The following is a 13,985-nucleotide window of genomic DNA, read 5'->3' on the forward strand; positions in this document are numbered from 1 at the left end:
AAAACGGTTCGGATTAGTAAAACGCAACTGCCCTGATTCTATTATCCGCTCACTTCCCGGTCGGATTTGTTTTGCGATTGCCCAGTATGTCCAGCAAGCGAATCAACAAAATGCCCAGCACGATATCGATCGCAAAGAGCAAATTGATATTCAAATCTTTCAACAAGATGTTCAACAAAATAAAACCGGCCTGCAAAGCGATAATCACCATCGCGCTGCGGAAATGAGTCAGCCCGATCCGCAGCATTTTATGATGAATATGTCTCTTGTCGGGGTAAAACGGGGAGAGCCCCGCCTTGATCCGCACGCAAAAAACGCGAAGCGTATCGAAGGCCGGGATAAACACCATCCCCAGGAATACGGCCGGAGCCGACCGTATGTGAAACATATCGGTATTGATATTCATGTTGTAGAATTCCAACCCGAAAAAAGCGATCAGGTAGCCCAGCGTCAGCGACCCGGTATCCCCCATGAATATTTTCATCCGCTTTCCCGACACGTTGTAAAAGAAAAAGACGCTCACCACGCCGGCGATCCCCATCGTCATCATGCCGTAAACATACAGTTCGTTCCAGCAGAACCATCCGCCCAGCGTCCCCAGGGCGAGCAGGGCAAGCCCCGAACAAAGGCCGTCGATCCCGTCGATCAGGTTATACGCATTGACCAGCAAAACCACCACCAACACCGTCAGGATACAGCCCGCCCATACCGGGATCTGATACAGTCCGAAAAGACCGCCCAAGTTCTCGATTCCTATCCCGCCGAAAATCAGCAGAATAGCCACCGCGATCTGCATCACGAACTTGCTTTTGTACGACACGCCCGACAGATCGTCCGACAGTCCGGTGAAAAAAATGAACGTGGACCCCGCTATCAGGAACATGATCTCGCGGAAAACATCCGTTTCCAGCGCGGTCGCCGTGATATCGTAACCCAGATAGTACCGCAGTCCCATCATCAGCGAAACCGAGAACAGGAAAGCCGGGAAGAAAGCGACGCCGCCCAAACGGGGAATATTCGTATGATGGAGCTTACGTTCGGAAAACTCATCGAAAAGCTTCTTTTTTTTAGCGATCAGGATGATTTTCGGAATCGTCAAACGTCCGACCAGAGCCGAAATCAGAAACGTAGCTATGACAAACAATTTCAACATTGCGTATTCAGTAGAAACAAAGCCTTGCAAAAATACGAATTATGTTTGACATTCTGCCGGTCTGCATTCCATTTTTATTCGTTTCGGCCGAAAACGTCATTTTTCAACGATAAAACCCTGTTTTTATAAAATAAAACGTTATTTTCACCGCTTGTATTGAGCCGGAGCAGGAATACGGGGAACCCTGCTTTTCAAAAACTGTAAATCAATGAGAATTGCGATTGTCGGCAGCGGGTACGTCGGATTGGTATCGGGCACCTGCTTCGCGGAAATGGGGATCAAAGTCACCTGCATAGATACGAATCCGGAGAAGATCGAACGCCTGCAAAACGGAAAGGTTCCGATCTACGAACCGGAACTGGACACGCTGATCCAAAAAAACATGCGGGCGGGACGCCTGTCGTTCGGAACCGATTTGGGCGTGGTCGTCAACAGCGTCGACGTCGTCTTCATCGCGGTCGGCACGCCGCCGGACGAAGACGGGGGGGCGGATCTGAGCCATGTGCTCGACGTCGCGAAAACGTTCGGGGCGAGCGTTTCGAAGTATACGCTGCTGGTCACCAAAAGCACGGTACCGGTAGGCACCGCCGCGAAGGTCAGGGAAACGGTCGAACGGGAACTGGCGGCACGCGGGATCGAAGTCCCGTTCGACGTGGCTTCCAATCCGGAATTTCTGAAAGAGGGAAATGCCATCAAAGATTTCATGAGTCCCGACCGCGTGATCGTAGGAATCGACAGCGAACGGGCCCGCAAACTGATGACCCGGCTCTACCGGCCTTTCCTGCTGAACAACTTCCGTGTGATCTTCATGGACATCCCGTCCGCAGAAATGACCAAATACGCGGCCAACTGCATGTTGGCTACGCGGATCAGCTTCATCAACGACATCGCCAACCTGTGCGAACTGGTCGGAGCCGACATCCACATGGTTCGCAAAGGGATCGGCAGCGATCCGCGAATCGGCAGCAAATTCCTCTATCCGGGCTGCGGTTATGGGGGGTCCTGCTTCCCGAAAGACGTCAAGGCGCTGATTCATACGGCAGAACAGCGCGGATACCGGATGCAGGTGCTCCACGCGGTCGAAAGCGTCAACCAGCAGCAGAAACGCGTGCTGTTCGACAAGTTGATGCGTTATTTCGGCGGCGATCTGACCGGCAAGCGGATCGCGATGTGGGGCGTCGCCTTCAAACCGCAGACGGACGACATCCGCGAAGCTCCGTCGCTGGTGCTGATCGACCTGATCCTCCGGGCCGGCGGCCGGATCACCGTATACGACCCGGTAGCGATGGACGAATGCCGCCGCGTCGTCGGAGACAAAGTCGCCTATGCGAAGGACATGTACGAAGCGGTCGTCGATGCGGACGCCCTGCTTCTGGTCACCGAATGGAAAGAATTCCGGATACCGTCCTGGCCGGTCATCGAACGGACGATGCGCTGTCCGGCGCTGTTCGACGGCCGCAACATTTACGACAAACACGAATTCGACGGCACGTCGATCGTCTACCACTACATCGGGGGCTGATCCGAGGCGGCCCCGTTTCCCGGCTGCAGTTCCGGACAAAAAAACGGCGGAGTCTGTTCAAGACTCCGCCGGATTCATATTTTTGACGGTCGTCAGAATCCCACGCCGATCCGGAAACCGAAATTATTCAACTGGTCGGTCTTGTATTTCAACACCGTCCCGCTGTTGGTCGCATAGCTATAATAAAGAGCGAAGTGAAACCCGAAGCCGGATGCCCCGAACGGGCGAACGTTCAGACCGATTTCCGGCGACATATAGAATCCCCACGTCTTTTCATAGGCTTCCAATATGTAGAAGTTGGAAGAAATGCGCGCGTAATTGGCGCCGAGTTTCAGGGCTACGTAAGGTTCCAGCACGTTCGTCTGCAAGAAACGATAACGTCCGGTGGCGCCGAACGGCAACTGGAAGACCGAATGCTGCTGATCGGTAGTCACCGTCGAAGTCTCGCCGACCGGAAAAGTCTGCCTCGGAATGTACTCGTTGTTGGTATGGTAAGCGATGAACGCACCCACGCCGAAATTATTCGGGAAATAATAACCGCCCTCGAAGTTCATTCCCCAGCCGCTCGATTTATCGGCGAAGCTGGCTCCGAGCGGCACGTTGTACTGCCAGTCGATATTCAGATAGATGTTGTCGTTGCCCTGAGCACGACCGACGGACGGCAGCAACAACGCCGCAACGGCAACCGCTGCCCATCCCGTTAATTTGCTTTTTATGTTTTTCATGATATTCTGCTGTTTTTAAATTCTACATGGGTTGAAACGGAACTTATTCCCCGACTGCGGCACTTCTGACCAGATAGGGGGACTGCACGAACGACTGATTGATAGCCCTTACGGTCAGTTCCATGTTGAACGCGTCCGATCCGCTCAGCAATCCGCTCAGGAAGCTGTTCCAGACGACGGTCAGTTTTCGGTCGGCGCTGGGCGACGTACTCAGGTCGACCATCTCGGTCAGCAGCGAACCGACGCTGTAACTGTACACGACCGGATAAGGGTAATACCAGTATCCCCAATCGCCCCAGTAGCCGGGAAGCCAATAACCGGGATATTCGTTCCACCAATAAGGATTGCGGTAATCCACGAAATAGGCGACGCTCTGCACGTAGCTGATCTGCAAACCGACGTCGGCTTCCGATTTATCGTCCGTACGGACATAACCGCAGGCCTGCATGTTATCCTCATAGGCTTTCAGGATATCGGCGGCCTTGCTGCCCGTCCAGTATTCCGGATCTTTCGTATCGCCGATCACCATCACGCTGTCGGGCATATAATAACGGGTGAAACGGTTGAAATCCGCCTTGCCGTCGTAATTGGTAAACACCAGAAAATCACTGCTCAGATCTCCCAGATCCGGATCCTCCCGACAAGAGGTCAGTGCAAAAACGGCAATCAAAACGTAAATTAATTTTTTCATACTCTTTGCTATTTAATAAGGTTTTCGAATTCTATAAATACTACGACCGAATCTATTTCAAAATCCGTTCCACACTACTTTCGCCCCGTCTGCCGAAACCGCGCCGACCGGCGGCAAATCTCCTCCCGAACTTCCTGCTTTTGCGCCCGAACGCGATGTTTTTTCATTCCCGAAACCGCTCCCCGATAAATCTTTATTTTGTTCCGAAAAGACTTTCTTAAGGCATAAATCTTGCGATGCACGACAAAAATTCGTATCTTTGAGCAGATGAGACGTTTTCTATAATTATTCTAACTTTCGAGAAAGATGGTGCTGGATGCCGGGAATATCCTGTTGGTGGGAGCGGTTTTATTGTTTGTGAGTATTGTCGCGGGAAAAGCCGGTTACAAGTTCGGCGTGCCGATGTTGCTACTTTTTCTCGGCGTGGGGATGGCATTCGGCAGCGACGGCGTAGGCATCCAGTTCAACAGCCCGACGATCGCCCAGTTCATCGGAATGATCGCACTGAGCGTCATTCTGTTTTCCGGGGGCATGGACACCAAGTTCAAAGAGATCCGCCCGGTTCTCGGACAGGGAATCATCCTCGCTACGTTGGGCGTCATGCTGACCACCGCCATCACCGGAGGAGCCATCTACTTGATTACGGATTACCTTTTCCCGAGTTTTTCGCTGACGCTTTACGAATCGCTGCTGCTGGCCGCCGTAATGTCGTCGACCGATTCGGCCTCGGTATTCTCGATATTGCGATCGAAAGGACTGAAACTCAAAGAGAACATGCGTCCGCTGCTGGAATTCGAAAGCGGCAGCAACGACCCGATGGCCAACATCCTGACGATCCTGTTCATCCAGATCATCCAGGTCGGCGAAATGAGTTTCGGCGAGTCGGTTTCGATCCTGCTGTTGCAGATCTCGATCGGGGCCGTCGCCGGATACGTGCTCGGACGCATCTCGTTGCTGCTGATCAACCGGCTGAACATCGACAACCGCTCCTTTTACCCCGTGTTGCTGCTGGCCTGCGTCTTCTTTATCTTTTCGTTCACGAATCTGATTCAGGGCAACGGCTATTTGGCCGTTTACATCGCCGGGCTGGTCGTCGGCAACAACAAAATGCCGCATCATCGCAGCACAGCGACCTTTTTCGACGTCATCGCCTGGCTTTCGCAGTTGGTCATGTTCCTCACGCTCGGACTGCTCGTCAATCCGAAAGAACTGATCCCGGTAATGGCGATCGGGCTGCTGATCTCGGTCGTAATGATCTTCCTGGCCCGCCCGGCGACCGTATTCCTATGCCTGCTTCCGTTCCGCAAAATGAGTACCCGCGCCAAATCCTACGTGTCGTGGGTCGGTCTGCGCGGCGCCGTACCGATCATTTTCGCCACTTATCCGCTCACGGCGGGTATCGAAAACGCATCGCTGATCTTCAACATCGTATTCTTCATCACGATCGTCTCGCTGGTCGTACAGGGCACGACGGTGAACTTCATGGCTAAAAAACTGAAACTGACGGACGACACGGCTTCCAAAAGCCGGAAATTCAACTTCGAAGAACTGCCGGCGGAGATCAAATCCACCCTGTCCGAAATCGACGTGACCGCCGACATGCTGGTCAAAGGCGACCGGCTGATGGACCTGCCGCTGCCGGACGACGAACTGGTCGTGACCGTCAAGCGCGACGACACCTTCTTTATTCCGAACGGACGCAGCAAGCTTTATCTGAACGACAAGCTGATGATCATTTCGCACAGCAAAAAAAATCCGGACACGGAAGTCCCGGATTCCAATACTCCGTCCGAACCGGCATCCTGAATGCCGGAAACCTAACGGCGGACGTAATCCAAAAAAACGAAAGGATGTTCGAACTTTTCGCCGCGTTCGCGACGTTCCTCGCGTACCGGCGTCCAATCGGCCGGATTCCACGCCGGGAAAAGGGTATCGCCTTCGTAATCGGCCTCCACCCGCGTCAGGTAAAAGCGGTCGGCCAGCGGCAACGCCTGGGCATAAATCTGCGCGCCGCCGATCACGAAAATCTCTTCGGACGGATCGAAACGCCGGATCGCATCCTCCAACGAACCGGCGACGACGCACCCTTCGGCGCGGTAACCGGTCTGCCGGGTCACCACGACGTTGATCCGGTTCGGCAGCGGACGCCCGAGCGATTCGAAAGTCTTGCGTCCCATAATCACCGGATGCCCGGTAGTAATCGCCTTGAACCGGCGTAAATCTTCCGAAATATGCCAGATCAGCCGGTTGCGATCCCCGATCACCCCGTTGCGCGCTACGGCCACGATAATCGAGATCATACGGCGATCGGCGCTTTAATAGACGGCCAGGGATCGTAGCCTTCGAGCGAAAAATCCTCGTAGCGGAAGTCGAAGACCGATTTGACGTCGGGGTTGATCTTCATCACCGGCAACGGTCGCGGCGTGCGCGCCAGTTGCAGGTCGACCTGTTCGGTATGATTCAGGTAGATGTGCGCATCGCCGAGCGTATGCACGAACTCGCCGGGCCGCAGGCCGGTCGCCTGCGCGATCATCATCGTCAACAGCGCATACGAAGCGATATTGAACGGCACGCCGAGAAAAACGTCCGCGCTGCGCTGGTAAAGCTGACAGGAGAGTTTGCCGTCCGCCACGTAGAACTGGAACAGCGCATGGCACGGCGGCAGCGCCATCCTATCGATCTCGGCCACGTTCCACGCGCTGACGATCAGCCGGCGCGAGTCCGGATTGCTGCGGATCTGGTCGACCACCTGCGCGATCTGGTCGATATGGCTGCCGTCCGGCGCGGGCCAACTGCGCCACTGGTATCCGTAAATAGGTCCGAGGTCGCCGTTGGCATCGGCCCATTCGTCCCAAATCGTCACGTTGTTGTCGTGCAGATAGCGGATGTTGGTATCGCCGCGCAGGAACCACAGCAGCTCATGAATAATCGAACGCAAGTGCAGCTTTTTGGTCGTCAGCGCCGGAAACCCCGCTCCGAGGTCGAAACGCATCTGATAGCCGAACGTGCTGATCGTACCGGTACCCGTGCGGTCACCTTTCACGGTGCCGCAGGTCTTGATATGGCGGAGCAGGTCGAGATATTGTTGCATGTCGTTATGATGTTGTCGGATAGCTGTTCAGCGTAAATCCGTTTTGATCCAGTTTGCCGTAAGTGGGGCGGTCGATCCACTCGCCGAGGAATGCGATCCGGCTGCCGCCCGCGAGCGGAACGATCTCCGCGCAATGAATATGCCCGCAAACGAACAGGTCGATCCCCGGATGTTCTTTCAGGAAATCGGAGGCGAAACGCACGATCGGCTCTTCTGCGCCGCGGAACGCATGCCGGATCGGTTTCGCCTTACGGTTCGAACCGCTCCACCAATGGCCGAAACGCATCGCCGCATTCGGATGGACGAATGTCGAGAAAACCCACTGGATCGCCCGGCTGCGAAACACCCGGCTCAGCAGCCGTCCCCCGCGCCCCCGCTTACCGAACACATCGCCGTGTCCGATGAAAACCCGTTTCCCGGCCAACGCGAGAATTTCGTAATCGGCTCGGTGCAGTACCACCCCGCACTCGGTCTGCAAGTAGTCGAACGCCCAGAGGTCGTGGTTACCGGGAAAAAAATGGACGGCGACCCCTCGGTCGGTCAGTTCCGACAGTTTTCCCAGCAGCCGCGTGAACCCTTTCGGCACGACGCGCCGATACTCGTACCAGAAATCGAAAACATCGCCCACCAGAAAAATCGCCTCGGCATCCGCAGACACTTCGTCGAGCCAGCGGACGAACAACCGCTCGCGCGTAGCGTGCGTCTGCCCCACCTTGAGGCCCAAATGGATATCCGATGCGAAATAGTACATTACCTGACCAGTTCGGCGACTTTATTTTTCAGTTGATCCCCGAAAAGGTTACGAGCCACGATCGCACCGTCGGAACTGATCAGCACGTTCGACGGCACGGCCTGGACGTTATAGCTCATGGCCGCGATACCGCCCGTGCCGCGCGGATCGAACACGTTGATCCACGGGAGCTTCTGATCCTGCACCACCGTCACCCAGTCGGCTTTCTCGTCGTCCAGCGATACCTGATAGATGGCCAGTCCTCGGTCTTTATAAGTTTTATACAGCTCCCTCATTTCGGCGTTTTGCACCGGATAGCGGGAATCCCGGGTCGACCAGAAACTGACGAGGATTGTTTTTCCGTCCAGCGAAGACAACTTCTGATCCTTGCCGTACACATCCTGCAAGTCGATTTCCGGATAATTCAGCGCGTTCCCCGACTGGTTCTGTATCCGGTCGGCCAGTTCGAGCACCTTTTTCCGCTCTTCGATCTCTTTTTGAAGCACCTTCACGCGCGAAGCATCGGGATAGCGCACCGACGACGAATCCGCGACGATCCGGTAATAGATCAGATCGGTTTTTTCATTGAACAGCCACGGGTCGTCCGGCAACCGTTGGTACAGCGCATAAACGGCAGCCATCGACGAAGGATGGGCCATAATGAAAGCGATGTGCTCGCGCTTGATCCGGTAATACTCCGCCAGGTACTGATCCAGCAGGTTTTTCCGCCGCTTTTCGGTATCCGCCACCACGGGCGTATTCCGGTAAATCTTCGACAACGAATCGAGCGTCGCGACGCCGTTGCCGTACTGCGTATTGAACTGCTTGAGCAACTGCGACTCCTCGGAGCCTTCGACCGTGTAGTTCCGGGCCAGGTCGCACAGCGAGTTGACCTCGATCCGGTCTCCGGGCGTCACGATCAGCGGAATCGCACTGCCGTCGCAAAGCAGGTTGTAAAATACGGGGCCTTTCTCGGGCAGCTTCACCCGAAAACGGAAATCGCCCCCTTGGTCGATAACGGTCGAATCCACGATCCGGCGTCCCTGCGTCGTAACCATTTCCAGCAACACGGTATCGTGAGACAGTCCCGAGAAAGAGCCCTGGACACGCGCTTTGCGATCCTGTCCGCAAGATGCGATCAACACGGTCAGGGTAATGACCGAAAGAATCTTTTTCATACAGTTTCCTCTCGTATTATCAATACGGTCGTCACGGCCGGGCCGAAGCACGAAACCCGTGACTTTTTTAAAGTTACAAAAATAGATTAATTTTCTCACAATATAAAACGATTTTCCCGGCATTTATAGTATCTCCGAAACAAAGCGGGCCGGGTTTCGAAACCCGGCCCGCTTTGCAGAACAGCGTTCCCGCCCGTCAGGCGGGAACCGATTCCTGCATCGTTTCCTTATATTTCCGGTCGACCTCGATCTCGAAATCGCTCAGCACGTTCATGTAATTGATGAACGCTTCGTAAGGCGACTCGTACGGGTTGAAATAGCTGTGAACGTCGCCGTCCGAGAACCATTTCGTCGCCATGTAATAAAAATGATCCGACACCTGCATGAAATTCCACGCATGGTAAAAATCGGGATGATTGATCGCCCGGATCTTATCTTTCAACGCATAAAGTTTTTTGAACGCTTCGTTCTGGAGTTCGTTGCCGAGCCAGGCCGTAATGTCCCGCTCCTCGTCGGCCCACGAAATCGGGTAGGGAGCGTGCAAGATAGCCACCGGCTGGAACTTTTTGGATACCTCGGTCGGCGTGGCGAACTTCAGCGACCCGGTCGCCAGCGCTGCATTCGGCAGGTGTTTCATGAATTCGAAGATCCCGCTGTCGGCCTTCTGATGCTCCCCGAACGTCTCGTAGTCCATAAACAGGTTGATCACCTCGCCCGGAAGTTCCGGATTGTTCAGCCAGCTCACGTATTTCTCGGCCGTCAGCGGCCACTGCGACCATCCCCGGTCAGAAAAACGGAACGCAATATCGTCGCTCAGCTTGAAATTCCGCAGCAGCAGGTGCAACTTCTGGTCAATCGCATTGGCATAGACGTAATTCGGACTTTTCCATCCCAGAACGTGCTTGGCGCCTTCGGCCAACATCGTGCGGAACCCCATCGAAGCGACCACTTCACCGATATGATCCGAATAGATCAGTTCGGTATTGCGAAAAGCCGTGGGCTTTACGCCGAATTCCTTCTCCATCAACGCACAGTGCTGCTTCACCTGAGCCACGAATTCGTCCCGGTCGGCCAGCGCCGCCAGCGAATGCGAATACGTTTCGGCCAAGAACTCGACGCAGCCCGTACGCGCCAACGCCTGGAAGCTGTCCAGCACTTCGGGCGCATACATCCTGAACTGTTCGACCGCGATCCCGGAAATCGAAAAACTGACTTTGAACTTTTTGCCGTTTTTGCGGATCAGTCCGGCTAACAGCTCGTTCATCGGCAGGTAGCATTCCCGCGCCACTTTCTGCATGATCGCACGATTGGCGTAATCGTCCAGGTACTCGTGGTCCTTACCCATATTGAAAAAACGGTACTTTTTCAGTCTCATCGGCTGATGTACCTGAAAATAGATGCAGATTGTTTTCATAACCTCGTATTTTATAGTCCGTCCCTTATCCGACCAAACTGCGGTAAACATCGAGCACTTCGCCGGCCGCGTTGTCCCATTTCAGATTAATCACTTCGCTTTTCCCCTTTTCGGCCGACATCGCCGCCAGCGACGGATATTTCAACAGGCCGTAAATCGCGTCCGCCATCGCGTCCACATCCCAATAATCGACCTTGATCGCGTAATCGAGCACTTCGGCCACTCCCGACTGTTTCGAAATGATCACCGGGACGTTCGACTTCATCGCTTCCAGCGGCGAAATTCCGAACGGTTCCGACACCGACGGCATCACATACACATCGCTCATACCGAACATCTTTTGCACTTCGTCCCCGCGCAGAAACCCGGTAAAATGGAACCGGTCGGCAATCCCCAGCTTGGCGACGCGCCGGATCACATGGACCAACATATCGCCGCTGCCCGCCATGACGAAACGGACGTTCGGCAACCGTTTGAGCACTTTGGCCGCCGCCTCGACGAAATAGTCGGGGCCTTTCTGGTAGGTGATCCTCCCGAGGAACGTCACGATCTTATCCTCCACGTTCCGTTCGCTCTCCCCGGAATCCCGCTTGTCGAAACGCACCGCATTGTGCACGGTCACGACTTTGTCCGCCGGAATCCCGTATTTCTCGATCACGATGTTGCGCGTCAGGTTGCTCACGGCGATCACGCGGTCGGCGGCTTCCATGCCGGCCCGTTCGATGTTATAGACCGACTGGTTGACATGCTCGCCGCTACGATCGAACTCGGTCGCGTGCATGTGTACTACCAGCGGCTTGCCGGACACCCGTTTGGCGGCGATCCCCGCATAGTAGGTCAGCCAGTCGTGCGCATGGATCACATCGAACTCCCCGGCCCTATCCCGAGCGATCTGCGCGGCGACCATCGCATAGCGCGCCACTTCCTCCATCAGGTTCGGCCCGTACTTCCCGGAAAAAGCATAACGCTCTTTCCATACGTCGTGTCGCCCGGGCAACTCCCCGGTTTCGCGGAACTGCCTCGAATAATCGTCGAACTCCTCGGGAGACACATAGGGCACCATATTGGAATCCACATGGATAAACGTCAGCTTCTCCCAAATTTCTTTCTCCCGCGTATCGTCCGCGGACACTTCCACGTCGCTCGCGTTGACGACCCGTACGAAACGGCCGTCCTCGTCCCCGTAAGCCTTCGGCACCACGAAGATCACCCCGACGTCGTGCTTGGCCAGTCCCCGGGTCAATCCGTAGCATGCGGTTCCCAGTCCTCCCGCGATATGCGGCGGAAATTCCCATCCGAACATCAATACTCTCATCTGCTTTATGGTTTTTATTATTTTATATCAATTCAATTCGTTTTCCTCTTTTCCACACCGACCCATAAACAGCGGAGCTTTTTCTGAAATTTTCCGGAAAATCCGGTTTGCCGGCCTCAACCGTTCCTTCAAAAAACAATTCCCTTGCAAACAACCTGCCGTCCGGTTTCCGCACCCCCTTTTCCCGGCTTTATTTTTTAGATTTACACTCCTGTATCATCTGGTCGATCCGCAAAACGGCGCCTACGCTCCACGCCTGCGAAACGGAACCCCTCGGACAGTGCGGAGGATCTCCGTCGTAAATCTCATTGATCGAAGCGATTCCGCTGACACTGATATCTTCTTCGAAATTTTTCAGAATATCCTCCGCTTCGTTCAGGAACTTCTTCCCGTGCATATCGAAGCCGGCCTTCACATAGTGTTCCAGCAACCAGGGCCATACGGTTCCCTGATGGTATGCGCGGTCGCGGGTCGGCTGATCTCCGCCGTAGTGCCCTTTGTAAAGGGGATTGCGCGGCGAAAGCGTCCGCAGCCCCTTGGGCGTCAACAGGTGACGATGCACTTTGTCGATCACGTCGAGCTTCATCGCGTCGCTGAGCATACCGTACGGCAGCGAGCAGGCGATGATCTGGTTCGGCCGGATAAATCGGTTCTGCCCCTGTTCGTCCACATAATCCGCCAGGAACGACTCTTCCGGATACCAGAAAAGCCCGACGAACGACTCCTTGATCCGTTCGGGCATCCGCTCCCAACGGCTCACGAAATCGGTATCCTTATTTTTCCGCGCCAGTTCAAGCGTATAACAAATCGCATTGTACCACAATGCGTTGATCTCTACTTGATAGCCCTCGCGTCCCGTCACCGGGCGGCCGTCCACGACGGCGTCCATCCAGGTCATCGCATAATTCGGATGCGCGGCCCATACCAGTCCGTTCTCGCGCACCTGCACCCACTCGCCTCCGCGCATATACGACTCCAGGATCTCTTTCATCGGCTTGCCGTAGGCCTTCCACAGCTTACGTCCGCCGCCGATATGCTTTTCGAGGCATTGCAACGTCCAGAAAAACCACAACGGAGCGTCCACCGAATTGTAGGCGCTGCCCATATTCGGAAACATGCCGTCTTTCATCTCGCGCACCATCGTATCGATCACCTCGCAACACGACTCGACGCCGCCCTGGGTCAGCGTGATGCCCGGCAGCGCGATGAACGTATCGCGTCCCCACCGGCCGAACCACGGATATCCGGCCACCACTTCGGTCTTATCGCCGTGACGCACGATGAATTGCCTGGCCGAATGCCGCAGACACGACAAGAAATCGATCTTGTTCGACCGACGCGCCAACTCTTCCATGAAATCCTTTTCGAGCGTCGCCGGATCGACCTCCTCGGTCGAACACGAGAAAATAACGCTCTGCCCCTTGACGATATCCGTTTCGAAATAACCGGTCGTCAACAGGTCCTCGTGCCCCGGATAACCGCGATCGATCTCCTCGGCATATTCGAAGTTATAATACCAATCCGGCGCAGCGACGAATTCGCATGGAACGTTCGTCTGCATATGCAACCACGGAAATCCCTCGTAGAGCCGGCTCCGCACGCCGCCGGGAATCGGGTAGCTGCGACCGTCCGCGAACAGGTTGGCCTTACTCAGCCCGTGCCGGTCGCGGAACGCCAGGAAGGGCCGCAGCCTCAACTGCGTATCCGAGCGGGCGTCCAGCAACGTATAACGGATCAGCAACTGCGTCCGCGAATGAATCCACAGCAACTCTTTTTTCAGCACGACCCCGCCCACGCGGTACGTAATCGCCGGCGTCGGCGTATAGGTAAAATCGGTAATATACTTATGCCCCCGGGGTTCGTACACGCCGGGAAAACGGTGGATCGCCAGGTTGAACGTCTGATCGTGCTGAACGACCGTTTCATCCACCGACGACAGCAGCACGTAATTATTCTCGTCGTCATCGTCTTTCGGGCACACCATCAGCCCGTGGTATTTCCGCGTATTGCAGCATACGATCGTCGTACTCATATACCCTCCCGCGCGGTTGGTACTGAGCATCTCGCGCTGAAGCGAATACTCCAGATTCCCCAACTCGTTTTTGTCGAAATGCAAAACTGCCATATCCTCCATTTATTTTCTATATCTACGCGTAAATTTAAGAA

General features: G+C 55.0%; 12 protein-coding genes. 2 read left to right on the plus strand and 10 right to left on the minus strand.

What is annotated here, in order from left to right; translation table 11 throughout:
* Nucleotides 1-49 precede the first annotated feature (49 nt).
* Nucleotides 50-1,153: an MraY family glycosyltransferase gene (locus C1A08_RS11425; RefSeq protein WP_101573582.1), complete on the minus strand. Its 1,104-nt coding sequence runs from the start codon at nt 1,151-1,153 to the stop codon at nt 50-52.
* 208 nt (nt 1,154-1,361) lie between these two features.
* Here C1A08_RS11425 and C1A08_RS11430 point away from each other — a divergent pair, with 208 nt between their 5' ends.
* A complete protein-coding gene (locus C1A08_RS11430) occupies nt 1,362-2,675 on the plus strand; it encodes a UDP-glucose dehydrogenase family protein (protein WP_101573585.1) in 1,314 nt (437 codons plus the stop codon).
* A 92-nt stretch (nt 2,676-2,767) separates the two neighbouring features.
* Here C1A08_RS11430 and C1A08_RS11435 read toward each other — a convergent pair whose 3' ends face one another.
* Together C1A08_RS11435 and C1A08_RS11440 are read right to left on the minus strand one after the other, a co-directional pair.
* Complete coding sequence (locus C1A08_RS11435; RefSeq protein ID WP_101573587.1) at nt 2,768-3,400, minus strand: outer membrane beta-barrel protein; 633 nt, start codon at nt 3,398-3,400, stop codon at nt 2,768-2,770.
* Nucleotides 3,401-3,443: 43 nt separating this feature from the next.
* Nucleotides 3,444-4,091 carry a DUF4136 domain-containing protein gene (locus C1A08_RS11440; RefSeq protein WP_101573589.1) on the minus strand — a complete coding sequence of 216 codons (648 nt, stop codon included), beginning with the start codon at nt 4,089-4,091 and terminating at the stop codon, nt 3,444-3,446.
* Between the two features lie 306 nt (nt 4,092-4,397).
* Between C1A08_RS11440 and C1A08_RS11445 the strand changes: the two genes are divergently transcribed.
* The gene (locus C1A08_RS11445) at nt 4,398-5,897 is read left to right on the plus strand and encodes a potassium/proton antiporter (RefSeq protein WP_101573591.1); all 1,500 of its coding nucleotides are present in this window, start codon (nt 4,398-4,400) and stop codon (nt 5,895-5,897) included.
* Nucleotides 5,898-5,908: 11 nt separating this feature from the next.
* Here C1A08_RS11445 and C1A08_RS11450 read toward each other — a convergent pair whose 3' ends face one another.
* The 7 genes from C1A08_RS11450 to C1A08_RS11480 all read right to left on the minus strand — a co-directional run bounded on the left by C1A08_RS11450 (nt 5,909) and on the right by C1A08_RS11480 (nt 13,944).
* Nucleotides 5,909-6,391 carry a dihydrofolate reductase gene (locus C1A08_RS11450; RefSeq protein WP_055203025.1) on the minus strand — a complete coding sequence of 161 codons (483 nt, stop codon included), beginning with the start codon at nt 6,389-6,391 and terminating at the stop codon, nt 5,909-5,911.
* Nucleotides 6,388-7,182: a thymidylate synthase gene (locus C1A08_RS11455; protein ID WP_055203022.1), complete on the minus strand. Its 795-nt coding sequence runs from the start codon at nt 7,180-7,182 to the stop codon at nt 6,388-6,390. The genes C1A08_RS11450 and C1A08_RS11455 overlap by 4 nt, the downstream gene beginning before the upstream one ends.
* Before the next feature lie 4 nt (nt 7,183-7,186).
* The gene (locus C1A08_RS11460) at nt 7,187-7,933 is read right to left on the minus strand and encodes a UDP-2,3-diacylglucosamine diphosphatase (RefSeq protein WP_101573593.1); all 747 of its coding nucleotides are present in this window, start codon (nt 7,931-7,933) and stop codon (nt 7,187-7,189) included.
* Nucleotides 7,933-9,090, minus strand: a complete 1,158-nt coding sequence (locus C1A08_RS11465; protein ID WP_101573595.1) for a TlpA disulfide reductase family protein — start codon at nt 9,088-9,090, stop codon at nt 7,933-7,935. Before C1A08_RS11465 ends, C1A08_RS11460 begins: the two co-directional genes overlap by 1 nt.
* 196 nt (nt 9,091-9,286) lie before the next feature.
* A complete protein-coding gene (locus C1A08_RS11470; protein WP_055203018.1) occupies nt 9,287-10,504 on the minus strand; it encodes a glycoside hydrolase family 57 protein in 1,218 nt (405 codons plus the stop codon).
* A gap of 25 nt (nt 10,505-10,529) precedes the next feature.
* Nucleotides 10,530-11,819, minus strand: a complete 1,290-nt coding sequence (locus C1A08_RS11475; protein ID WP_316616097.1) for a glycosyltransferase family 4 protein — start codon at nt 11,817-11,819, stop codon at nt 10,530-10,532.
* A 190-nt stretch (nt 11,820-12,009) separates the two neighbouring features.
* Nucleotides 12,010-13,944 carry an amylo-alpha-1,6-glucosidase gene (locus tag C1A08_RS11480; protein ID WP_180951576.1) on the minus strand — a complete coding sequence of 645 codons (1,935 nt, stop codon included), beginning with the start codon at nt 13,942-13,944 and terminating at the stop codon, nt 12,010-12,012.
* Nucleotides 13,945-13,985 lie beyond the last annotated feature (41 nt).

It is taken from the genome of Alistipes sp. cv1 (assembly GCF_900240235.1).
Classification (GTDB): domain Bacteria; phylum Bacteroidota; class Bacteroidia; order Bacteroidales; family Rikenellaceae; genus Alistipes_A; species Alistipes_A hominis.

What these genes read in the sequence shown, in the direction of transcription:
- C1A08_RS11435 (WP_101573587.1), bottom strand. Translation starts at nt 3,400, where the DNA reads ATGAAAAACATAAAAAGCAAATTAACGGGATGGGCAGCGGTTGCCGTT.
- C1A08_RS11445 (WP_101573591.1), top strand. Translation starts at nt 4,398, where the DNA reads ATGGTGCTGGATGCCGGGAATATCCTGTTGGTGGGAGCGGTTTTATTG.
- C1A08_RS11440 (WP_101573589.1), bottom strand. Translation starts at nt 4,091, where the DNA reads ATGAAAAAATTAATTTACGTTTTGATTGCCGTTTTTGCACTGACCTCT.
- C1A08_RS11465 (WP_101573595.1), bottom strand. Translation starts at nt 9,090, where the DNA reads ATGAAAAAGATTCTTTCGGTCATTACCCTGACCGTGTTGATCGCATCT.
- C1A08_RS11480 (WP_180951576.1), bottom strand. Translation starts at nt 13,944, where the DNA reads ATGGCAGTTTTGCATTTCGACAAAAACGAGTTGGGGAATCTGGAGTAT.
- C1A08_RS11425 (WP_101573582.1), bottom strand. Translation starts at nt 1,153, where the DNA reads ATGTTGAAATTGTTTGTCATAGCTACGTTTCTGATTTCGGCTCTGGTC.
- C1A08_RS11460 (WP_101573593.1), bottom strand. Translation starts at nt 7,933, where the DNA reads ATGTACTATTTCGCATCGGATATCCATTTGGGCCTCAAGGTGGGGCAG.
- C1A08_RS11455 (WP_055203022.1), bottom strand. Translation starts at nt 7,182, where the DNA reads ATGCAACAATATCTCGACCTGCTCCGCCATATCAAGACCTGCGGCACC.
- C1A08_RS11430 (WP_101573585.1), top strand. Translation starts at nt 1,362, where the DNA reads ATGAGAATTGCGATTGTCGGCAGCGGGTACGTCGGATTGGTATCGGGC.
- C1A08_RS11475 (WP_316616097.1), bottom strand. Translation starts at nt 11,819, where the DNA reads ATGAGAGTATTGATGTTCGGATGGGAATTTCCGCCGCATATCGCGGGA.
- C1A08_RS11470 (WP_055203018.1), bottom strand. Translation starts at nt 10,504, where the DNA reads ATGAAAACAATCTGCATCTATTTTCAGGTACATCAGCCGATGAGACTG.
- C1A08_RS11450 (WP_055203025.1), bottom strand. Translation starts at nt 6,391, where the DNA reads ATGATCTCGATTATCGTGGCCGTAGCGCGCAACGGGGTGATCGGGGAT.